Annotated in this window: 20 protein-coding genes and 1 tRNA gene; 16 read left to right on the top strand and 5 right to left on the bottom strand. The window is 61.6% G+C overall.

What is annotated here, in order from left to right:
• Nucleotides 1–52: 52 nt before the first annotated feature.
• Entirely contained in the window at nucleotides 53–1,264 is a 1,212-nt protein-coding gene (locus tag NKG95_RS09810; RefSeq protein ID WP_352716667.1) for a UbiH/UbiF family hydroxylase, read from the bottom strand.
• 61 nt (nucleotides 1,265–1,325) lie between these two features.
• Here NKG95_RS09810 and NKG95_RS09805 point away from each other — a divergent pair, with 61 nt between their 5' ends.
• From NKG95_RS09805 to NKG95_RS09770, 8 genes are all read left to right on the top strand, one after another.
• Complete coding sequence (locus NKG95_RS09805; protein ID WP_352962809.1) at nucleotides 1,326–2,264, top strand: DUF2182 domain-containing protein; 939 nt, start codon at nucleotides 1,326–1,328, stop codon at nucleotides 2,262–2,264.
• A 13-nt stretch (nucleotides 2,265–2,277) separates the two neighbouring features.
• Nucleotides 2,278–2,892, top strand: coding sequence for a DUF1326 domain-containing protein (locus NKG95_RS09800; protein WP_352962812.1), 615 nt, complete (start codon nucleotides 2,278–2,280; stop codon nucleotides 2,890–2,892).
• 35 nt (nucleotides 2,893–2,927) lie between these two features.
• The gene (pcsA, locus tag NKG95_RS09795; RefSeq protein WP_502898973.1) at nucleotides 2,928–3,704 is read left to right on the top strand and encodes a phosphatidylcholine synthase; all 777 of its coding nucleotides are present in this window, start codon (nucleotides 2,928–2,930) and stop codon (nucleotides 3,702–3,704) included.
• A gap of 18 nt (nucleotides 3,705–3,722) precedes the next feature.
• Complete coding sequence (locus NKG95_RS09790) at nucleotides 3,723–4,700, top strand: quinone oxidoreductase family protein (protein ID WP_353040550.1); 978 nt, start codon at nucleotides 3,723–3,725, stop codon at nucleotides 4,698–4,700.
• 179 nt (nucleotides 4,701–4,879) lie between these two features.
• Nucleotides 4,880–6,445, top strand: coding sequence for an ABC transporter ATP-binding protein (locus NKG95_RS09785; protein ID WP_353040549.1), 1,566 nt, complete (start codon nucleotides 4,880–4,882; stop codon nucleotides 6,443–6,445).
• Entirely contained in the window at nucleotides 6,442–7,554 is a 1,113-nt protein-coding gene (locus NKG95_RS09780; protein ID WP_031193567.1) for an ABC transporter permease, read from the top strand. The genes NKG95_RS09785 and NKG95_RS09780 overlap by 4 nt, the downstream gene beginning before the upstream one ends.
• Nucleotides 7,554–8,474, top strand: coding sequence for an ABC transporter permease (locus NKG95_RS09775; RefSeq protein ID WP_031193566.1), 921 nt, complete (start codon nucleotides 7,554–7,556; stop codon nucleotides 8,472–8,474). The genes NKG95_RS09780 and NKG95_RS09775 overlap by 1 nt, the downstream gene beginning before the upstream one ends.
• 47 nt (nucleotides 8,475–8,521) lie before the next feature.
• Nucleotides 8,522–9,589, top strand: a complete 1,068-nt coding sequence (locus NKG95_RS09770) for a BMP family ABC transporter substrate-binding protein (RefSeq protein WP_023717597.1) — start codon at nucleotides 8,522–8,524, stop codon at nucleotides 9,587–9,589.
• Nucleotides 9,590–9,655: 66 nt separating this feature from the next.
• Here NKG95_RS09770 and rimO read toward each other — a convergent pair whose 3' ends face one another.
• From rimO to NKG95_RS09750, 4 genes are all read right to left on the bottom strand, one after another.
• Nucleotides 9,656–10,969, bottom strand: a complete 1,314-nt coding sequence (rimO, locus tag NKG95_RS09765; protein ID WP_352482563.1) for a 30S ribosomal protein S12 methylthiotransferase RimO — start codon at nucleotides 10,967–10,969, stop codon at nucleotides 9,656–9,658.
• Between the two features lie 146 nt (nucleotides 10,970–11,115).
• On the bottom strand, nucleotides 11,116–11,775 hold the full coding sequence (locus tag NKG95_RS09760; protein WP_353040548.1) for a TerC family protein: 660 nt from the start codon (nucleotides 11,773–11,775) through the stop codon (nucleotides 11,116–11,118).
• 193 nt (nucleotides 11,776–11,968) lie between these two features.
• A complete protein-coding gene (locus tag NKG95_RS09755) occupies nucleotides 11,969–12,376 on the bottom strand; it encodes a DUF930 domain-containing protein (RefSeq protein ID WP_352482561.1) in 408 nt (135 codons plus the stop codon).
• 90 nt (nucleotides 12,377–12,466) lie between these two features.
• Nucleotides 12,467–12,556, bottom strand: a tRNA-Ser gene (locus NKG95_RS09750).
• Nucleotides 12,557–13,002: 446 nt separating this feature from the next.
• Between NKG95_RS09750 and NKG95_RS09745 the strand changes: the two genes are divergently transcribed.
• The 8 genes from NKG95_RS09745 to NKG95_RS09710 all read left to right on the top strand — a co-directional run bounded on the left by NKG95_RS09745 (nucleotide 13,003) and on the right by NKG95_RS09710 (nucleotide 21,619).
• Nucleotides 13,003–13,749 carry a hypothetical protein gene (locus NKG95_RS09745; protein ID WP_245278523.1) on the top strand — a complete coding sequence of 249 codons (747 nt, stop codon included), beginning with the start codon at nucleotides 13,003–13,005 and terminating at the stop codon, nucleotides 13,747–13,749.
• Nucleotides 13,750–14,024: 275 nt separating this feature from the next.
• Nucleotides 14,025–15,242 (top strand): septal ring lytic transglycosylase RlpA family protein, encoded by a 1,218-nt coding sequence (locus tag NKG95_RS09740; protein WP_353040547.1) that lies wholly within the window; start codon nucleotides 14,025–14,027, stop codon nucleotides 15,240–15,242.
• A 132-nt stretch (nucleotides 15,243–15,374) separates the two neighbouring features.
• On the top strand, nucleotides 15,375–16,505 hold the full coding sequence (locus NKG95_RS09735; RefSeq protein ID WP_353040614.1) for a D-alanyl-D-alanine carboxypeptidase family protein: 1,131 nt from the start codon (nucleotides 15,375–15,377) through the stop codon (nucleotides 16,503–16,505).
• A gap of 64 nt (nucleotides 16,506–16,569) precedes the next feature.
• Entirely contained in the window at nucleotides 16,570–17,244 is a 675-nt protein-coding gene (gene tmk, locus NKG95_RS09730; RefSeq protein ID WP_352482558.1) for a dTMP kinase, read from the top strand.
• Nucleotides 17,241–18,296, top strand: a complete 1,056-nt coding sequence (locus NKG95_RS09725; protein WP_353040546.1) for a DNA polymerase III subunit delta' — start codon at nucleotides 17,241–17,243, stop codon at nucleotides 18,294–18,296. The genes tmk and NKG95_RS09725 overlap by 4 nt, the downstream gene beginning before the upstream one ends.
• 120 nt (nucleotides 18,297–18,416) lie before the next feature.
• Nucleotides 18,417–20,003, top strand: coding sequence for a methionine--tRNA ligase (metG, locus tag NKG95_RS09720; RefSeq protein WP_353040613.1), 1,587 nt, complete (start codon nucleotides 18,417–18,419; stop codon nucleotides 20,001–20,003).
• Nucleotides 20,003–20,797 (top strand): TatD family hydrolase, encoded by a 795-nt coding sequence (locus NKG95_RS09715; RefSeq protein ID WP_352494666.1) that lies wholly within the window; start codon nucleotides 20,003–20,005, stop codon nucleotides 20,795–20,797. Before metG ends, NKG95_RS09715 begins: the two co-directional genes overlap by 1 nt.
• Nucleotides 20,798–20,800: 3 nt before the next feature.
• Nucleotides 20,801–21,619 carry an MBL fold metallo-hydrolase gene (locus tag NKG95_RS09710; protein WP_023717587.1) on the top strand — a complete coding sequence of 273 codons (819 nt, stop codon included), beginning with the start codon at nucleotides 20,801–20,803 and terminating at the stop codon, nucleotides 21,617–21,619.
• The last annotated feature ends 124 nt before the right edge of the window (nucleotides 21,620–21,743 follow it).

Here is a 21,743-nt window from a genome sequence, read left to right as displayed (position 1 = left end):
TGACGCCGGGTTGAGTTCGCAAGATGCGGAGCAAGGGCGGTACCCAAGATCGCTAGCGCTCAGCCGGTTTTCGCAATCCACCAAAAAATGCCGCAAAACCGCTGCCGGGTCGCAGACCCTCGCGCATAAAAAACGCCCGCAACGGCGCAAACCCTTCAAGCACGCCAAGACCAGCGCTGCGCGCCAACTGGGCCGGCAGCATGTCGGAAAGCAACGACATGTTGAGCAGGTTGACCGCGCTGCTGCGCGCCAGGATGTCCGGCCGCCGCTTGAAATCATAGGTCGCAAGCGCCTTGGCGGCGCCCGGGTCCGAGCGATTTCTGCTTGCGGTACCAATCAGGTCGTCGATGTCCCTGATGCCGAGATTAAGGCCTTGCGCGCCGATTGGGGGAAACACATGGGCGGCTTCGCCGACAAGCGCCACGCGGTGCTGCGCAAACCGCCACGGGCTCACCGCTGAAAGGGGGTAGACCTGTCGGCCGGGCTCAACCGACACGCGGCCCAGCATCGATTGCATCCGCTGTTCGACCCGCGTCGAAAGCTCGGCGTCGTCAAGTGCTGCAAGGTCCCTGGCGGTATCGGGCTCGAGCACCCAGACAAGGCTGGACCGGTTGCCGGGCAGGGGAACCTGTGTGAACGGACCGGTCTCGGTGTGGAATTCGGTCGAAGTAAAGGCATGGTCGCTGCGGTGACCGAAATTGAGCACCAGCGCCGCCTGCGGATAGGATCGGACCGATGTCCGGATGCCGGCTGCCTCGCGGGCCGGCGACTGACGGCCATCGGCGGCAACCGCCAACGACGCCTCAATCTCGCTGCCGTCGGCGAGAACGGCATGGGCATGGTCGGCATCGAGGCGCCATGCCTCCACCATCGACTTTCGCCACTCGATGCCCGCATGCGCGCCGACAGCCTCGGCTAGCGCGCGGTTGAGAACGCTGTTGGGCACGTTCAGTCCGAATTGCTCTTCGTCGATCTCGCTGGCGCGAAAGGTCACTGTCGGGCCGCGGATCAGCCGGCTTGTTGCATCGACGATGCGCATCACCTTGAGCGGCGCTGCGTGCGGCCTGATTCTATCCAGGATCCCGAGCCGCTCTAACATCTTCAGGGCAGGGTTCATCAAGGCTGTCGTCCGGGCATCGGGGCCGGCTGCCTCGGGTCCGACGAGCGTCACGGGAAAGCCGGTCTCGGCAAAGCCAAGCGCCGCGATCAGCCCTGCGGGGCCGCTGCCGGCAACGAGTATCCGTGCTGTTTCCCGATGATCCAAATTCGGCTTCCCGATTGCGAGGTGAGGCCTATCCGACCTGCCGGTCCATATAGGTCAGGTGATGTCGCTTGATCAACGCGGCGATTCGGCCCATTCGGTTGCCATGACCGGCCAACAAGACGATTTCAGCCACCTGGACGGTATCGGCCGTGCGATGGCGAGCGTTGCGCGCAGCCCTCGACTGACGGTGAGCGTTGTTGCTGGCATGGGCATCGCCCTTGCATGGCTCCTTCTCGGCGCAATTGCAGTTCGTGGTGCCGTAAGCCGGCTCCCGGGCACCGATGCACCCGGTGACACTATGCTGAGATATCTGCCGCAACTGCCGCTGCCGGATTTCCTTGCGCGTTTCTTCGCCCTCTGCCTTGCGCCGGCGCCGCTTCACGCAAGCCTAGGCGCGCAAGGCGGGGCACTCACCGCGATGTGGCTGTTGATGGCCATCGCGACCATGCTGCCCTCCGCGGCGCCGATGATCCGGACCTATTGCGAGATCGCAGATACCGCCAGGATCAAGAGGGAGCCGGTCGCCCATCCGTTGGTCCTCGTCGCTGGATATTTAAGCGTCTGGCTTGCCGCCTCGGCAATGTTCGCAGCCCTGACGCTAGCAGTCGATGCATTCGCGTCACCCGGGCAGATGCTCGATCCGGCGGTTGGAATTGCCGGAGCAGCCGCGCTGTCGATCGCTGGTCTCTATCAGTTCAGCTGGCTGAAGGAAGCCTGTCTGGAGAAGTGCAGAAATCCGTTCTCGGTCCTGTTCGCCAACTGGAGCGCCAGGCCCATTCGCATTTTCCGGCTCGGCATGGAGCAGGGCCTGTGGTGCCTTGGATGCTGCTGGGCGCTGATGCTGGTAATGTTTGCCGTCGGCGTGATGAACGTGTTCTGGATGGCGCTCATCGGCCTGTTTAGCCTGGTCGAAAAACAGACGGCAGGCAATCTGCCGACGCGGCTGGCCGGCGCGATACTGCTTGTCTGGGCAGCCACGCTGCTAGTAGTCTCGACATGAGGGGGAGAATTCGATGACAGACCAAAACTGGGCAATGAAGGGAGAGCTCGTCCTCTCCTGCAATTGCACGGTTTTTTGCCCTTGCGTGCTGTCGCTCGGCAATCATCCGCCGACAGAAGGCTATTGCCAGACCTGGGCCGGATTCCGCATCGATGCCGGCCATTTCGGCGAGGTCGACCTGTCTGGTCTCAATCTTGGGCTGGTCATGGAAATCCCCGGCTATATGAGCCGCGGCAATTGGACTGCCGGCCTGTTCATCGACAAGCGCGCCTCGGTCTACGCTGTGAAGGCACTGACGAAGATATTCACCGGCAAGGCCGGCGGAACCACATCGCTGCTCTCGATCCTGGTCGGACAGTTCCTCGGCGCCGAGCAGGTGCCGATCACCTACGAGACGCGTGAGAAAACGCGCATCTTTCAGATACCGAAGATCATCGATGGCGCGGTGACGCCGATCACCGGCAAGGATCGCGACAAGGATACGGTCATCACCAATTCGGAATACTGGATCGCGCCGGAGATCATCGTCGCCAAATCCGACAGGAGCAAAATGCGGGCCTTTGGCCGCAACTGGAACTTTGCCGGCCGCTCGGCCGAAATCTGCAAGCTGGACTGGCGGGGACCGTGAGCAAGAAGACGACGGCCAGGAAAATCGCCGACCGGATTCCGCGGCCGAAGAAGAAAGTCACATGGCCGCAGGCGCGGGCGTTCTCGGTCCATCTCTTGACCGCGTCGGGCTCATTCCTGGCGTTTCTGTCGCTGGTCGCAGCAAGCGAGCAGCGCTGGACGGCGATGTTCTGGTGGCTAGGGCTGGCGCTGTTCGTCGACGGCATCGACGGGCCGATCGCCAGGAAGCTCGACGTCAAGGAAATCCTGCCGACATGGTCGGGCGAACTCCTCGACAACATCATCGACTACGTGACCTACGTGCTGATTCCAGCCTTCGCGCTCTATCAGCGCGGCTTCATGGGCGAGCGCCTGTCGTTCCTGTCGGCGGCGATCATCGTGGTGTCGAGCGCAATCTACTATGCCGATACCGGCATGAAGACGAAGGAGAATTTCTTCAAGGGCTTTCCAGTCGTCTGGAACATGGTGGTGTTCACGCTGTTCGTCATCGAACCCGGACAATGGGTTTCGTTCGCCGTGGTCGTGGTGGCCGGCATTCTCACCTTCGTGCCGATCAATTTCATCCATCCGGTGCGGGTGAAACGGCTGCGGCCCATCAATCTCGGCATGACGCTGCTTTGGTGTGCTTTCGGCGCGCTGGCGCTGGCGCAGGCCGCGCTTGCCTCCTTCTATGACAAGATCGGCGTGCTGGGCGAGCAGGTCAGCGATTTCATCAAGATCGGAATTACGGTCACCGGGCTTTACCTAGCTTGCATCGGCGCTATCATGCAGTTCTTTCCAAATCTCGGCGCCAAGCCGGACAAGAAAGCCTGATCCCAAGAGAGCTGGAAAATGTCCAAAGCGATCCGCATCCACGCCAATGGCGGTCCGGAGGTCCTGACGTATGAGGATACCGATCCCGGGCAGCCGGGCTCGGGGCAGATTCTGGTCAGGCACACCGCGATCGGTCTCAATTTCATCGACGTCTATTATCGCTCGGGCCTTTATCCGCCGCAGGGCGGATTTCCGCTGATCCCCGGCGGTGAGGCGGCCGGCGTGGTTTTGGAGGTCGGCACAGATGTCGACTGGCTGATGCCCGGGGATCGCGTCGCCTATGCGGTGACCACCGGCGCCTATGCCGGGCAGCGCGTGATCGCCGCCGACCGCGTGGTGAAGGTGCCCGGCGGCATCAGCGACGAACAGGCCGCGGCTATGATGCTGAAGGGCATGACCGCCGAGTACCTGTTGCGCCGTACCTTCAAAGTGAAGGCCGGCGACACGATTCTGTTTCATGCGGCGGCAGGCGGTGTTGGCCTGATCCTCGGCCAATGGGCCAAGCATCTCGGCGCGACGGTGATCGGCACCGCGAGTTCCACCGACAAGATCGAGCTCGCCAAGGCGCACGGCTTCGACCACGTGATCAACTATCGCGAGCAGGATTTCGTCGCCGGTGTTGCCGCCATCACCGGTGGCAAGAAATGCGACGTGGTCTACGATTCCGTCGGCAACGATACATTCCCGGCCTCGCTCGATTGCCTGCGGCCGCTCGGCACGTTCGTCAGCTTCGGTCAATCATCTGGGCCGATCCCGCCCTTCAGCATCTCATTGCTGGCGCAGAAGGGCTCGTTGTTCGCAACGCGGCCGACGCTGTTCGTCTATAATGCCAAGCGCGAGGACCTCGAGGCTTCCGCCGCCGCCTTGTTCGATGTCGTGCTCAGCGGTGCCGTCAAGATCAAGATCAATCAGCGTTACGCGCTCAGCAATGCCGGCAAGGCGCATTCCGATCTCGAAGGGCGCAGGACGACCGGGACAACGATACTTATCCCTTGAGCGCCCGCAGTTTCGGCCCGCCGACGCCGCGGTTCTTGCGAACTGCGCTTTACCGCTTGAGTTTCCGCTGAAATTCTTGAAGCTCTTTCAAGTCGTGAGGCGCTTACCGTCGAGAGCAGGGCGCGCATACGATGCTTGCGGGAACACAGAACATATCTGGCAAACCAGATGGAGGCACCGTGAGTGCAGATCAAGACGGCGCAAACCTGCTGGAGGTTCGCGGCCTCACCAAGATATTCGGCACGCTGACGGCGTGCGACCATGTCGATCTCAACATCGCCAAGGGCGAGATCCATGCGTTGCTTGGCGAGAACGGCGCCGGCAAGTCGACGCTGGTGAAAATGTTGTTCGGATCGCTGGAACCGAATTCCGGCGAGATTTTCTGGAATGGCCAGGCAGTCCGGATCACCAGCCCCGGCACCGCAAAAAAGCTCGGCATCGGCATGGTTTTCCAGCATTTTTCGCTGTTCGAGGCGCTGACGGCGGCGGAGAACATCGCGCTGTCGCTGGATGACGGCTCGCCGATCAGCACGATCGCGGCCAAGGCGAGGGCGCTCTCCTACAGTTATGGCCTGCCTCTCGATCCGCTATCGCTGGTCGGTGATCTGTCGGTCGGCGAGCGTCAGCGTATCGAAATCATCCGCTGCCTGCTGCAGACGCCGCAACTCATCATCCTGGACGAGCCGACTTCGGTGCTGACGCCGCAGGAAGCCGATAAGCTGTTCGAGACGCTCGAGCGGCTGCGTTCGGAAGGAAAATCCATCCTCTACATTTCGCACCGGCTGGAAGAGGTCAAACGCATTTGCGACCGCGCCACCGTGCTGCGTCACGGCAAGGTGGTCGGCCATTGCAATCCGCGCCAGGAAACCGCGTCTTCGTTGGCGCGGATGATGGTGGGCAACGAGGTTCAGGCTGTGGTGCGGGCGCCGGCCGAAGATATCGAGACCGCGCCGGTGCTGCTTCAAATCCGCGAACTCACCCGCAAGCCGGCGACCCCGTTCTCGATCCCGCTCAGGAACATCAATCTCGAGGTCCGCGCCGGCGAGGTGATCGGCATTGCCGGCGTGGCCGGCAACGGCCAGGGCGAATTCTTCGAATCCGTTTCCGGCGAGGTGCTGCAGCAGGATGCCGGCTCGGTCCGCATCCGCGGCAAGGATGCCGGAGGCCTCACCATCACCGGCAGGCGCCTGATGGGCGCTGCCTTCGTCCCGGAAGAGCGGCTCGGCCATGGCGCAGCACCCCGCATGAAGCTTTCGGAGAACCTGCTCCTGTCGCGCCACGCCACCGACGGCAAGATGCTTGTCGGCGCCGGTGGAATGGTCAAGAGCGATGCAATCTATACCGCTGCCCAGCGCATCATAAAGGTGATGGACGTGCGCAAGAGCGCGCCGGATCCGGAAGCTGCGGCTCTTTCGGGCGGCAATCTGCAGAAATTCATCGTCGGCCGCGAACTCGACCGCCGGCCAAGCGTCCTGGTGGTCAATCAGCCGACCTGGGGGGTCGACGCGGGTGCGGCGGCCCATATCCGCCAGGCGCTGATCGAGCTAGCGCGCAGCGGCTCGGCGGTGCTGGTGATCAGCCAGGACCTCGACGAGCTGTTCGAGATTTCCGATGCGATCACGGTCATGCACAATGGCGAACTGTCGAAGCCGCTGCCGATAGCTGAAGCGACATTCGAGAAGATCGGACTGCTGATGGGCGGCGCCGAACCCGGGCATGCCGAACATACGTTGGAGACGGCTTGATGCGCCTCGAACTTGTAAAACGCCCGCAGCGCTCGATGCTGTTTTCAGCACTGTCGCCTTTCATCGCTTTCGTTTTGACGATCATTGCTGGCGCCATCATGTTCGCGCTGCTCGGCGTCAACCCGTTGACCGCGTTCCGCATCTACTTCATCGAACCGATCAGCCAAGTCTGGCAGCTGCATGAACTGGCGATCAAGGCCGCCCCCCTGATCCTGATCGCGGTCGGACTGTCGGTCTGCTACAAGGCCAACATCTGGAACATCGGCGCCGAAGGCCAGTTCATCCTGGGCGGCATTGTCGGCTCGATCTTCCCCGTGCTGTTTCCGCAGTTCGAAGGCCCATTGGTGCTGCCGTTGATGCTTCTTTTTGGCATGATCGGTGGGGCCGCCTATGCCGCAATCCCGGCACTGCTGAAGACGCGCTTCAACACCAACGAGATCCTGACCAGCCTGATGCTGGTCTATGTCGCCCAGCTCTTCCTCGATTGGCTGGTGCGCGGGCCGTGGCGCGATCCGCAGGGTCATGGTTTCCCGCAGACCATCCAGTTCAACGACTCGGCTATCCTTCCGGAACTCCTCCCGGAATCCGGCAGGGCGAACTGGGGATTTGTCTTCGCGCTGATCGCGGCAGTGCTGATCTGGATTCTGATGAGCCGTATGCTGAAAGGCTTCGAGGTCCGCGTACTCGGCTCGAGCCCGAGGGCAGGGCGCTTCGCCGGTTTTGGCCTCAGCCGCATGGTTTTCTTTGCCTTTCTGCTATCGGGCGCACTGGCCGGGCTTGCCGGCATTTCGGAGGTCTCTGGCGCCATCGGGCAGTTGCAGCCTGTGATCTCGCCCGGCTACGGATTTACCGCCATCATCGTGGCATTCCTCGGCCGGCTCAATCCGCTGGGCATCGTTGCCGCCGGCCTTGTGCTGGCGCTGACCTATCTCGGCGGCGAGGCGGTGCAAAGCGCGCTCGGCATCTCCGACAAGGTGGCGCGCGTGTTCCAGGGGATGCTTTTGTTCTTCGTGCTCGGCTGCGACACGCTCATTCACTATCGCATCCGCCTGACCGGCCTTTCCGCGCCGAAACTCGAGGCAGCACCGAAGCTGGAGGAAGCCCGCTGATGGACATCACCGTCAACATCCTCTTGACCATCGCCACGGCGGCGACGCCGCTGCTGATAGCGGCGATCGGCGAACTGGTGGTCGAACGTTCCGGCGTGCTCAATCTCGGCGTCGAAGGCATGATGATCATGGGCGCGGTCGGCGGTTTCGGCGCCGGCTATCTGACCGGCTCGCCGTGGATAGGGCTGTTGGCGGCAATTGCCATGGGGGCAGTGTTCTCGCTTCTGTTCGCGGTCATGACCCTGTCGCTGGCCACCAATCAGGTGGCCACCGGCCTGTCGCTGACGCTGCTTGGCCTCGGCCTTTCCGGCATGATGGGGACGAATTTTGTCGGCCAGCCCGGCGAGAGGTTGCCTAACCTCGATATTCCCGGCCTGACCGCAATCCCCATCGTCGGCAGGCTGCTGTTCGGTCAGGATCCGATCTTCTACATCTCGATCGCGCTGACCGCCGCCGTCATGTGGTTCCTGTTCAAGACCCGCACCGGGCTCACTCTGCGTTCGATCGGCGACAGCCATGCATCCGCCCATGCGCTTGGCATCCACGTCATCCGCTACCGCTATCTTTCGGTGATTTTCGGCGGCGCTTGTGCAGGCCTTGCCGGCGGCCACCTGTCGCTGGTCTATACACCGCAATGGGTGGAGAACATGACCGCCGGCCGCGGGTGGATCGCGCTGGCTCTGGTCGTCTTCGCCTCCTGGCGGCCATGGCGGGTGTTAGCCGGCGCCTATATTTTCGGCGCGGTCTGGATCGGCCAGCTTCATGCACAGGCATTTGGCATTCCGGTCCCCTCGCAACTGCTTTCTTCGCTGCCCTATCTGGCAACCGTCGTGGTTCTCGTTCTAATCTCGCGTAACAAGCGTCTGACGATGATGAACACGCCGGCTTCCCTGGGCCAGCCCTTCGTTCCGGATCGTTGACAACAAAAAGACGGAAGCTCCAAGGCTTAACTCAGAGAGGTAACACAATGAAAAAACTGCTTATTGCCCTGATGGCGACGACGGCCGCATTGTCACTGGCGGCGTCAGCCGAGGCGGCGGACAAGTTGAAGGCCTGCTGGGTCTATACCGGCCCGATAGGCGATTTCGGTTACTCCTACCAGCACGACCAAGGCCGCCTCGAGGTGGAAAAGGCACTCGGCGACAAGGTCGAGACCGCCTATCTCGAGAACGTCTCCGAAGGCCCCGACGCCGATCGCGCCTTCGAACGCCTGGCACGCGAAGGTTGCAAGATCATTTTCGGCACGTCCTTCGGTTTCATGGACCCGGAAGTGAAGATCGCCAAGAAATTCCCCAAGGTGATGTTCGAGCACGCCACCGGCTACAAGACGGCCGAAAATCTCGGCATCTACAATGCGCGTTTCTATGAAGGCCGCTACGTGCTTGGCCAGATCGCCGCCAAGCAATCGAAGTCGGGCGTCGCCGGCTACATCGTTTCCTTCCCGATCCCGGAAGTGGTGATGGGCATAAATTCCTTCATGCTCGGCGCGCAGTCGATCAACCCGAACTTCAAGGCGAAGATCGTCTGGGTGAACTCCTGGTTCGATCCGGGCAAGGAAGCCGACGCAGCCAAGGCATTGTTCGACCAAGGCGCCGACATCATCGTCCAGCACACCGACTCGACCGCTGCTTTGCAGGTGGCGGAGGAGCGCAAGCTGCACGGCTTCGGCCAGTCCTCCGACATGATCAAGTTCGCGCCGCACGCGCAGCTGACCTCGCTGACCGACGAGTGGGGCCCGTACTACATCAGCCGGGTCCAGGCGGCGCTCGACGGCACCTGGAAGCCCGACAATGTCTGGCTCGGCATCAAGGACGGCGCCGTCAAGCTGGCGCCGTTCACCAATATGCCCGACGACGTCAAGGTGATGGCCGAGGCCACCACCAAGAAGATAGCCGACGGCTGGAATCCCTTCACCGGGCCGATCGTCAAGCAGGACGGCACACCATGGCTGAAGGACGGCGAGGTCGCTGACGACGGCACGCTGCTTGGGATGAATTTCTACGTGAAGGGCGTCGACGACAAGCTGCCACAGTAAGCAACCGGAAACACATCGAATGAAAGGGCGCCACGCGGCGCCCTTTTTGTTTTGGATTGAACGATATCAGACCGCCGAGCCGTAGAGGTCGTAAGCGTCGGCACGATCGATCTTGACCGTGACGATGTCGCCGGCGCGCAACGGCCGCCGCGACTGGATATGGACCGAACCGTCGATTTCGGGCGCATCGTATTTGGTCCGGCCCTTGGCCGAATTGCCATGTGCTTCGTCGATCAGGACCGGCAGGCGCTTGCCGATTTTCTTGGTGAGTTGCGTTGCCGAGATCTTCTGCTGGCGCTGCATGAAGCGGTGCCAGCGGGCTTCCTTGACCTCCTGAGGCACTTGCTCGAGGCCGAGCTCGTTGGCACGGGCGCCTCTGACCGGCTCGTATTTGAAGCAGCCGGCACGATCGATCCTGGCCTCGTCCAGCCAGTCGAGCAGCATCTCGAAATCGTCGTCCGTCTCGCCGGGGAAACCGACGATGAAGGTGGAGCGGATGGCGAGATCCGGACAAACCTCGCGCCAGCCGCGAATGCGCTCGAGCGTCTTTTCGCCATGGGCGGGCCGGCGCATGTTCTTCAGCACCTGCGGCGAGGCGTGCTGGAACGGGATGTCGAGATAGGGAAGGATAGTGCCTTCGGCCATCAGCGGGATGACGTCGGCGACATGCGGATAGGGATAGACATAGTGCATGCGCACCCAGACACCGAGCTTACCCAGCTCTTCCGACAGATCGAGGAATTTCGCCCGCACTTCGCGATCGCCGAACATGCTGGTCTGGTATTTGATGTCGATGCCGTAGGCGCTGGTGTCCTGCGAGATGACGAGGATCTCCTTGACCCCGGCCTTGGCCAGCTTCTCGGCTTCGCGCAACACGTCGGCGGCCGGCCGCGATACGAGATCGCCGCGCAGCGCCGGGATGATGCAGAAGGTGCAGCGGTTGTTGCAGCCTTCCGAAATCTTGAGATAGGCATAGTGGCGCGGCGTGAGCTTGACGCCCTGCGGCGGCAAAAGGTCGATATAGGGATCGTGGCTCGGGGGAGCGGCCTCATGCACTGCCGCCATCACGCTTTCATAAGCTTGCGGGCCGGTGATGGCGAGGACGTTGGGATGTCTTTCACGGATGACGTCCGGTTCGGCGCCGAGGCAGCCGGTGACGATGACCTTGCCATTCTCCGAAAGTGCCGAGCCGATGGCGTTGAGCGATTCGTCGCGGGCCGAATCGAGGAAGCCACAGGTGTTGACGACGACCAGGTCGGCGCCGTCGTGCTTGCGGGCGATCTCGTAGCCTTCGGCGCGCAGGCGCGTGATGATGCGTTCCGAATCCACAAGGGCTTTCGGGCATCCAAGACTGACGAAGCTGACACGAGGGGCGGACATCAAAGCTTTTCCGGATTTTCAGGATTGGCGGCGCAGTACCACAGTTGTTGCCGCATTGGTATGGGCAGCGGCTGCAGCGAAACGCAAGCGCCCCCGAAGGCTGGCCGAAGTCGAAGTGCCGGCCGATGCGAATTCGAGTCGATGCGTCAGCTCACCGCACTGCTGACATGCGGCAAGACTTCCACCGCGCCTCGATAGATCATATCGAGTGCGACATAGAAGATGATCAAAAGGCCGATATAGGCGATCCAGCGATGGCGGTGCAGCAGCTTGGCGATGAAGCTCGCGGCAAGGCCCATCAGCGCGATCGACAGGACCAGGCCGATCACCAGCACCTGGAAGTGATCGCGCGCTGCGCCGGCGACTGCCAGCACGTTGTCGAGCGACATAGAGACGTCGGCGATGACGATCTGCAATGCAGCCTGACCCAGCGTCTTCTTACGCGCCTTCCCGGCCACCATATTATCGCTGTTGATATCGGAATTGGACAACGCCTCGGTCGCCTCCACTTCGTCGGCATGGGAGGTGCGCAGTTCGCGATACATCTTCCAGCACACCCACAGCAGCAGGATGCCGCCGGCCAGCAGCAGGCCGACAATCTGGAGCAGAGTGACAGTGATAGCTGCAAAACCGATGCGCAGCACCGTCGCCGCCACCACGCCGATAAGGATCGCTCTCTTGCGCTGCTCGACCGGCAGGCCGGCAGCGGCAAGGCCGATGACAATGGCGTTATCGCCTGCAAGCACGAGATCGATGGCGATGACCTGGAGCAGGGCAGAGAAGCCCGCGGCGGTGAAAATTTGCATCGACTGGGAGTTCCCTTGCTGGTTGGCCGGCCGTTCGCGTCGAATGCCTGGAGGCCCTAACGTGTATGGTTCCCGCGCGTCAAGGGACTGGTTGGAACAAGGTCGGCAAACCGCCCGTCACGGCGGCAACATACAGAGTTTGCGACGATCGGCCCGAAACACCGGCGAAAATGCGGCCAGAGGTCGCGAATGCCTAGTTGTAGAGATTGTATTTGGGCCAGTCGCTTTCGGGAATTTCGTCGCCGATCCGGTAGCGGAGCTGCAGGACCTCCATATGGTCCGGCGCTGTCTCGCATTTGAATTTCAGCCGGTACCATTGTCCCTTGCTGCGAAACGCAGCGCCCGGGCTCCTGATCGCATCGGCGCCCATTTCGGGCGTCGCAAAGGCGTAAGCGACGACGCGATCGGCTCTGTATTTGTGGTCGTCGCGGGTGATCCGGTCGAGAATTTCGGCGTCGCATCGCTGCTCCAGCCGGGTTTGCGGGTCGAGTTTAAGCAGGCCGGCGCGCAATGCGCTGTCCATCGCGGTGGCCGGCCAAGCCACTATCGTCCATGCGAAAACCGCAGAAAATAGTTTATTCATAGGCGGGAGAAGCATCATATTCGGACGGAGAAATCAACCCGATCGGGGGTCACTTCCCGGTCATCTCGACGCAAGCCCAGGAGATTGCTTTCGGGACAAGGCTTCAAATGGCGGAGGGAGTGGGATTCGAACCCACGGTGGGCTTGCACCCACGCCGGTTTTCAAGACCGGTGCCTTAAACCGCTCGGCCATCCCTCCAAGGTGATTTTTCAATCACTTAGGATATCGCGAGAGGGCGGGTTCGAGCAGTCGGTACCGGATTGGCACCAGGACGTTCCCCGACCGGTTCGCGCTTCATTCCTGTAAAGCCGCATTCAACACCAAGTCAACCATGGCGACCGCACCTTTGGGCGCGATTCAGGACGGTGAGCAGCCCGGCATGGCGACCTGTGTTTTGTGCTGAGTGTGGAAAATCGTTTTTAAAACCCGCACAGACTATTAATCGTTGTGCGCCGATATGTTGGCGCATTAAACACATGTAAGTAAATCGTATTCCGGAGTTGATTTTGGCCGTACTTGGCGCTCTCCCGCCCGGTCTTCGCTGTAGACCAATTCGAGAAACCGACTGGGAGGGAGTGGTCGACTGTCTGTGCAGGGGCTTTCCGGCGCGTAACCGGAGTTACTGGATACAGGCTCTGACCCGTTTGTCGCAGCGGCCCGCAGTTGCCGAGTTCCCACAATATGGCTTTGTTTTGGAGCATGCCGGTCGGATCGTCGGCGTTGTGCTCACCCTTTATGCTCGCTACCAGGGGTCGGAGGGCGACGAAATCCGCTGCAATCTTTCAAGCTGGTCAGTCGACGCAGAATTCCGTCCCTACGGCGCCATGTTGGTTGCGGCGGTTCTCAAGCGAAGGGATGTGACCTACACGAACATTTCGCCGGCACAAGCGACATTGAAAGCCAACCGGGCGCTCGGCTTTCGGCTCTTCTCCAGCGGACAATTTACCTTCGTGCCGGCATTAAGTTCGGCGCAGCGGTCATGTCGCGTGCTCGAAGCGCGTCCCGATCTTCCGGAATTGGCGATGCTGTCCGAGAGTGAGAGATACATACTCTCTGAACACTCCACGCTGGGCTGCCTGTCGTTGATCTGCATTTGCGACGGAGCAGCGTTTCCCTTGGTGTTGATGCCGCGCCGAATGTTGCACGGTCTTATCCGATGCCATCAGATCATCTATTGCCGCTCGCTCGCGGATTTAAGCCGGTGCGCCGGTGCCGTGGGGCGCTTTCTCTTGCGAAGGGGAATCCTGGTTTGCTTTGTCGACGCCAAGGAGCCGATTCCAGGTTTGTTGGGGTGGTACCGCGCCAACAAGGGGCTGAAATACTTCAAGGGCCCCAGACCACCCGCACTTGGAGATCTGACGTTCACCGAGCTTGTGATATTCGGTCCCTGAATCTGCGCTCGGAGACATGCCAACGCCGGGCAGCAAAGCGTGCGGGCACGAATGGCGCTGGTGATCGATACGCGATGATTTTCATGCCGATCGGCGAGACGGTCGTGCCACAATCTCGCCCGGTTCCGACCACAATCGGTTAATACGGTGATAAACAATTCCTGCGCACAAAAGGATTGGGGTTGGGAGTCGCCGGCGTTTCTGGAGTGGGTGCTTTGGCACCGCCAACGTTAAAGCTGCGGTGCCTTCGTCGAGACTGTAGGGGACAATCGAAAATGCAGACTACGGCGCGCCCGCGTCTTCGTCGCGCTTCCGCTTTCGCGCTGTTTGCCTTGTCGGCAGCCTTTCTTGCGGCATGTGCCGGGCCGCAGCAAAAGGCGATGGTCAACAAGAAACCACGCTCCAAGGAATATTTTTCCGAAGCCGAATACGGTGTGAAAGCCAGCCCGCGCGTGATGTTCAAGACGTCTCGCGGACGCGATCAGCTCGGCAGACCCTATCAGGTGCGCGGCAAGTGGTACTATCCGAAGGAAGACAAGCGTTACGCCAAGGTTGGCCTCGCATCCTGGTATGGTGAGGCCTTCCACGGCCGGTTGACCGCCAACGGCGAAGTCTACGACATGGCAGATCTGACGGCGGCGCATCCGACCATGCCGCTGCCGAGCTATGCGCGGGTAACCAACATGAAGACCGGCAGTTCGGTGATCGTGCGCGTCAACGATCGCGGACCCTATCATGATGGACGCATCATCGATGTGTCTAAGCGCGCTGCTGAAATGCTCGATTATGCCAATATCGGTACGGCGGAGGTGAAGGTCGAATATGTCGGCCGTGCGCCGCTCGAAGGCAATGACGGTCAATATCTGATGGCCTCGTACCATCCCGGCAACAGGGCACCGGATCCATCGGACGGTCTGCCCAGCGGTGTCATGGTCGCCATGAATGGGCCGTCGCCGAGCCTGCCGGTAAGCGCCGCGGTGGTGCCGTTCCCCGGTCAGCTGACGAATTCCGGGCAGGCATCGGAAGCTGTCGTTGCGACGCAGGCACCGGCCTCCGGCGATGTGACGCTGCCCGAATTTGGACCGATCGTGCCGGAGCGTCCGGAAATCAACCTGCCGGCGCAATCGCCATTCACTGTGGCGTCGCTGTCCTATGCCAATGAGCGCGTGCAGCGCGCCTCCAACGCCTTCGCCGCGCTGGATGGCGTCGGCATGTCGCCCGCCGAGATTCTTCAATCCTGGAAACGGCAAGCTCCTCCAGCCGGGTCGCCCACGGACTATGTCGCGGCGGGTTCGTTCGAGGATGCCGCCGAAGCCGAGCGGGTGGCGGCCAAACTTTCCAGCTTCGGCAAGACCGAGATCCAGCGCTCCGAACTCGACGGCAAAGGCTGGTACTCGGTCAACTTCTATGCCGACGGCCATGGCAGCCTGGACGAGATGCTGCAGGCCGCGTGGTCGCATGGTGCGCCGGATGCGCTTGCCGTACGCAACTGATGGCGGGTCGCCTGGCTTTCTCGTGCGCGATTGATCCGCCGTGGAAAAGCCTGCTAGCTTCGGCCAACTTGCAAAAGAGCGCCGGCTGACTGGTCGAACCCGATGAAATTTTTCCGTCCTTCCACCGGGCTCATGACGCTCGGCCTGCTGCTGCTCTCGCTTGTGCCGGTCTCAGCACAGCTTTTCGAGACCAAGGCCGCGCAGGCCTTCATGATCGACGCCGAAACCGGCACCGTGCTGTTTTCCAAGGATGCGGACAGGTTGATCCCGCCGGCCTCGCTGGCCAAGCTGATGACGATGGAAGTGGTCTTCGACGCCATCAAATCAGGGCGCATGACGCTCGACGACACTTTCGTGGTCAGCGAGAACGCCTGGCGCAAGGGCGGCGCTCCTTCGGGGACATCGACCATGTTCGCGAAACTCAAGTCGACGATCCGGCTGGAGGACCTGATCCAGGGCGTGACCGTGCAGGCGGCCAATGACGGCTGTATCGTCATCGCTGAAGGAATGGCCGGGTCCGAAGCGAATTTCGCGGCGCAGATGACCGAGCGCGCCCGCCAGATCGGCTTGCAGAAATCGACCTTCGTCAATTCCACCGGTCTGCCGGCCGACGGGCAGCAAACGAGCGTTCGCGAGCTTGCGCTTCTGGCCCTGCATATCTGGCGCAACTACCCGGATCTCTACCGCTTTTATGGCCAGAAGGATTTTAGCTGGAACAAGATTTCCCAGAGGAACCGCAACCCGTTGCTGGCCATGGATATAGGCGCCGACGGCCTTGCAGTCGGCGCCAGCGAGCAATCCGGATTCGGCATAGTCGGCTCGGTCAGCCACAATGGAACAAGGATGATTGCGGCAATGAGCGGACTGGCAAACGACCGCGAGCGCGCCGAGGAAGCGCGAAAGCTGCTCGACTGGGGCGTTCGCTCGTTCGAGAAGACGGAGATATTCGCCAAGGACGAAGTGGTTGGCGAAGCCCAGGTCTTTGGCGGCTCCAAATCCGGCGTCGCGTTAAAGGCTAATGGACCCGTGGAGATCTTCCTACCGATCGCCAACCGCGACAAGCTCACCGCCAGAATTGTCTATGACGGACCGGTGGCAGCGCCGGTGGAGGAGGGGCAGCCGGTGGGTACGCTGCGCGTCTGGATCGGCGATACGCTGAGCCAGGAGACGCCGCTTTTTGCCGCCGAGTCGATCGGTGTCGGTTCGTTGCCGCAACGCGCGCTCGATGCCGCCAAGGAACTGGCCGTCGGCTGGCTGCGTTAGCACCGTCGCGGTGGACCTTTTTTCCCGCCGGGACTATACGGTCCCCGAAGTATGGACAAAGGCTTTGGCGCGCGGATTTTTCATCACTTTTGAAGGCGGCGAAGGAGCAGGCAAGTCGACGCAGATCGGGCGGCTGGCAAAGAAGATGCGCGCCAAGAAATACGATGTACTGGTGACGCGTGAGCCGGGTGGCTCGCCCGGCGCGGAGGCGGTTAGGCATGTCCTGCTTTCAGGCGCAGCCGAGCCGTTCGGCCCCAAGATGGAAGCGCTGCTTTTCGCCGCCGCGCGTTCCGACCATGTCGAACAGGTCATCCGGCCGGCAGTCGAGCGCGGCTCGGTCGTGCTTTGCGACCGCTTCATGGATTCCTCTCGCGTCTACCAGGGCGTCACCGGAGGCCTCGACCCGGCATTCATGGACGCGTTGGAGAAGGTCGCCATCAACGGCATGGTGCCGGACATGACGCTGATCTTCGACATCGACCCCGCCGAGGGACTGAGGCGCGCTACCGCCCGACGGGGCAGCAGTGACGGCCCGGACCGCTTCGAGAAGGAAACATTGGCCATCCACCAGCGCCGCCGCGAGGCGTTTCTGACGATCGCCGCGGCTGAACCCGAACGCTGCGTCGTCGTCGATGCATCAGCCGACCCGGACACGGTGGAGGATGTCGTTACCGCCACCGTCTTCGCGGCTCTCGAGAAGATGATGCCGGCGCAAAGCAGACAGGCGGCGCCGGCATGATTTTCGAACGCATCGCACCCGAACAGCACGATACGCTGGACGGGGTGCCGGAGCCATCCGAGACGCCGCGTCTCGTCGGACATCTTCAGGCCGCCGATATGCTTGCCGCCGCCTATCGCTCGGGAAAGCTGCCGCACGCGCTGATCTTTGCCGGGCCGGTCGGCATCGGCAAGGCGACGCTGGCCTTTCACCTGGCGCATCACCTGTTGAAGCACCCGGCCTTCGGGCAGGCGCCGGAAGGCCTTGCCGTTCCCGATCCGGCATCGTCGCTGTTTCGTCAGATCGCCACCGGCGCGCATCCTTCGGTGCTGCATCTTACGCGCCCCGCAAACGACAAGACCAAGAGCTTCAAGACCGTGGTCACAGTCGACGAGATCCGCAAGGTCAGCCGCTTTCTGTCGCTGACCTCGCATGACGGCAGCTACCGGGTGGTTATCGTCGATCCCGCCGACGACATGAACACCAATGCTGCCAATGCCTTGCTGAAGAATCTTGAAGAACCACCGGCGCGCACCTTGTTCATCCTCATCGTCCATGCGCCGGGCAGCCTGCTGCCGACGATCCGGTCGCGCTGCCAGATGGTGCGGTTGGCGCCGCTCGATGCCGAGAGCTTGATGACGGTTCTGGAGGGCATCGAGCCACCGCCACCGGAGGATCCTGCGGCGCGCGCGGCGCTGGCGGAACGGGCAGGGGGCAGCGCCCGCAATGCGATCCTGCTGACGCAATATGGCGGGCTGGAAATCGCCGCCACCCTCGACGCCCTGGTGATGGCCAAAAAGACAGATGTCGCCGGCGCCTACCGTCTTGCCGATGCGGTCGCCGGCCGCGACCAGGCGATCCAGTTCGACATCTTCAATCGCCGTGCGCTCGACCTGCTGTCGGAGGGCGCCAGCCAAGCCGCGCTGGCCGGCGATCTGGCGCGGGCCAAAACGCTGTCGGATACTTGGCACGAGGCTTTGAACGCTATATCTGAAACCGAGACCTACAACCTCGACAAGAAGCAGCACGCCCTGACCATGATCGACCGCCTGAATTCTGCAATGCGAATGTGACGGCCGCTGGCATGGCTTTGAAGCCCCTGAGCATTGATCCCAATCAATCGCAGGAACTTCGAAGCCACCACATTGGCGTCGGATGGCAATTGCCGTTTCGATGCGATATCTCACCGCGACATCTTTCATTCAGACATTCATGACGGCTCATCCATGGCACGCGAAAAATACTACGTCACGACGCCGATTTTCTATCCGAACGGCAAGCCGCATATCGGCCATGCCTACAATGTCATCGCCAGCGACACGCTCGCCCGCTTCCAGCGGCTCGACGGCAAGGACGTCTTCTTCGTCTCGGGAACCGACGAGCACGGTTTGAAGATGCAGCAGACGGCGGACGCCGAAGGCCTAACGCCGAAAGCGCTTGCCGATCGCAACTCGGCGATCTTCCGCTCGATGCTCGAAGCGACCGGTTGCTCGAACGACGTTTTCATCCGCACCACCGAGGAGCGTCATTACAAGGCCTGCCAGGCGATCTGGACGCGCATGGCTGAGAATGGCGACATCTACCTCGACCGCTACAGCGGCTGGTATTCGGTGCGGCAGGAAGCCTATTTCGACGAGGCCGAAACCAAGGTCGGTGACGACGGCGTGCGCCGCGAACCACTCGGCTCGCCGGTCGAATGGACCGAGGAAGAGAGCTATTTCTTCCGCCTTTCCGCCTATCAGGACAGACTGCTCGCGCTCTACGAGAACAGCCCCGAATTCGTTGGACCGGCGGAGCGGCGCAACGAAATCATCAGCTTTGTCAAATCCGGCCTGAAGGATCTGTCGATCTCGCGCACCACATTCAAATGGGGCGTGCCGGTGCCCGGCGATGAGAAGCATGTGATGTATGTCTGGGTCGATGCACTAACCAACTACATCACCGCCGCCGGTTATCCGGATCCGGCCAATGAGAGATGGTCTTTCTGGCCGGCAAACGCCCACGTCATCGGCAAGGACATCATCCGCTTCCACGCGGTCTACTGGCCAGCATTCCTGATGTCGGCTGGCATCGAATTGCCGAAGCGCGTGTTCGCGCATGGTTTTCTGTTCAACCGTGGCGAGAAAATGTCGAAGTCGGTCGGCAATGTCGTCGATCCGTTCGCGATGATCGAGCACTACGGCCTTGACCAGGTGCGCTATTTCTTCATGCGCGAAGTGCCGTTTGGCCAGGACGGCAGCTACAGTCACGATGCCATCGTCAACCGCACCAATGCCGATCTTGCCAACGATCTCGGCAATCTGGCGCAGCGCTCGCTGTCGATGATCGCCAAGAACTGCGGCGGCGTGGTGCCTAAGCGCGGCGAATTGAGCAATGCCGACAAGGCGATCCTCGATCAGGCCAATGCCGCCCTTGTCACGGCGCGCAGGACGATGGCCGACCAGGGCATCCATCTGGCGCTGGCGGCGATCTTTGGCGTGGTGGCGGAAGCCAACCGCTATTTCGCCGGCCAGGAGCCATGGGCGCTGAAGAAGACCGATCCGGCACGCATGGAAACGGTGCTGTGGACGACGGCTGAAGTGATCCGGCGTGTCGGGCTGCTGTGCCAGCCCTTCATTCCGGAGTCGGCGGCAAAGCTGCTCGACCTTTTGGCGGTGCCGGCGGACAGCCGCGATTTCGCGAATGTCGCCGAGGCTCACGCGCTGGTATCCGGCACGGCACTGCCGGCACCGGAACCGGTATTTCCACGCTATGTCGAGCAAACGGATACAAGCGCCTGATGCTGGTCGACAGTCACTGCCATCTCGACTTTCCGGATTTCGCCGAGGAGCGGGCGGCCATCGTCGCCCGCGCCCTTGCGGCCGGTGTCGGCCGCATGGTGACGATCTCGACGCGGGTGAAGCGGTTTCAACAAGTGCTTGAGATTGCGGAGACTTTCGATGAGGTCTATTGCTCGGTCGGTACCCATCCGCACAATGCGGCCGAAGAGCTTGATGTGACTGTCGAGGATCTGGTGCGGCTGTCCGATCATCACAAGGTGGTGGCGATCGGCGAGGCCGGGCTCGATTATTTCTACGATCATGCGCCGCGCGATGCACAGGCGCAGGGCTTTCGCACCCACATCGCCGCGGCTCGTGAGACCGGTCTGCCGCTGGTCATCCATTCACGCGACGCCGACGACAACATGGCTGATATCCTCGAAGAAGAAACAGGGAAGGGCGCCTTCCCCTTCATCTTGCACTGTTTTTCATCGGGGCGCCGGCTGGCCGAGATCGGCGTGGCGCTCGGCGGCTACGTTTCGTTTTCCGGCATCCTGACTTTCAAGAACTCCGCCGAGCTGCGCGCCGTCGCCGCCGATGTGCCGCGCGACCGTCTGCTGGTCGAAACCGACGCGCCATACCTTGCGCCGATCCCGTTTCGCGGCAAGCGCAACGAGCCTGCCTATGTCGCGCATACAGCCAAGGTGCTGGCCGACACGATCGGCGTCAGCGAGGCCGAGATCGCTGCTATCACCACCGACAATTTCTTCCGGTTGTTCAGGAAAATGCCGCGCCCGAGCGCGCCGGGCGCCTGACGCATGAGCGATCGGTTGCGTCTTACCGTCCTCGGCTGCGGCTCATCGCCGGGCACGCCACGCATCACCGGCGACTGGGGCAATTGTGATCCGACCAACCCAAAGAACCGGCGCATGCGCACCGCAGCGCTCGTCGAGCGGATCGCGGCGAATGGCGCCAGGACCACGGTCGTCATCGACACCGGCCCGGATTTTCGCGAGCAGATGCTGCTGGCATCGGTCAGGCGCATCGATGCGGTCGTCTATACGCATCCGCATGCCGACCACATCCACGGCATCGACGATTTGCGCGGCTTCGTGCTCGAGCAGCGCCACCGGATCGACATCCATGCCGATCAGGTTACCATGCTGCGGCTGAGGGAAGCGTTCCGCTACTGTTTCGAAACACCGAAAGGCAGTTCGTATCCGCCGATCGTCAACGCCCATATCATCGACCACAACAGGCCGGTGGTGATCGAAGGCGAGGGCGGCGCCCTCACCATCGAACCGCTGCCGCAAATCCACGGCGACATCATCTCACTGGGTTTTCGTATCGGCAATCTCGCTTATTGCCCTGACATCAGCGACTTTCCGGGAGCGACAGCCGAGCGTATGCGCGGGCTGGACATGCTGGTCATCGACGCGCTGCAATACACCTTCCATCCGAGCCATCTGTCGCTTGGCCAGGCGCTCGGCTGGATCGAAAGACTGGCGCCGAAGAACGCGGTGCTGACGCATATGCATGTGCCGCTCGACTACGCCACGGTAATGGCCGAGACGCCGGCCAACGTCGAGCCTGCCTATGACGGCATGACGATCGAAATCCCTTACAAATCAGCGTAAAGGACCAAGGTTTTCATAGCTGGGTTACAGAGTTCGCTCCAAACCGCCCAGCGGCTCGCTTATGCTATCTTCGCCACGTCCTATCGGCCATGTCAGTTCCATAATCTATCTTATGCGACTGAAG

The organism is Mesorhizobium sp. M1423, assembly GCF_040317575.1.
GTDB lineage: Bacteria > Pseudomonadota > Alphaproteobacteria > Rhizobiales > Rhizobiaceae > Mesorhizobium.
The sequence above is the reverse complement of the archived record's forward strand: the minus strand, read 5'-3'. Positions and strand labels throughout refer to the sequence as shown.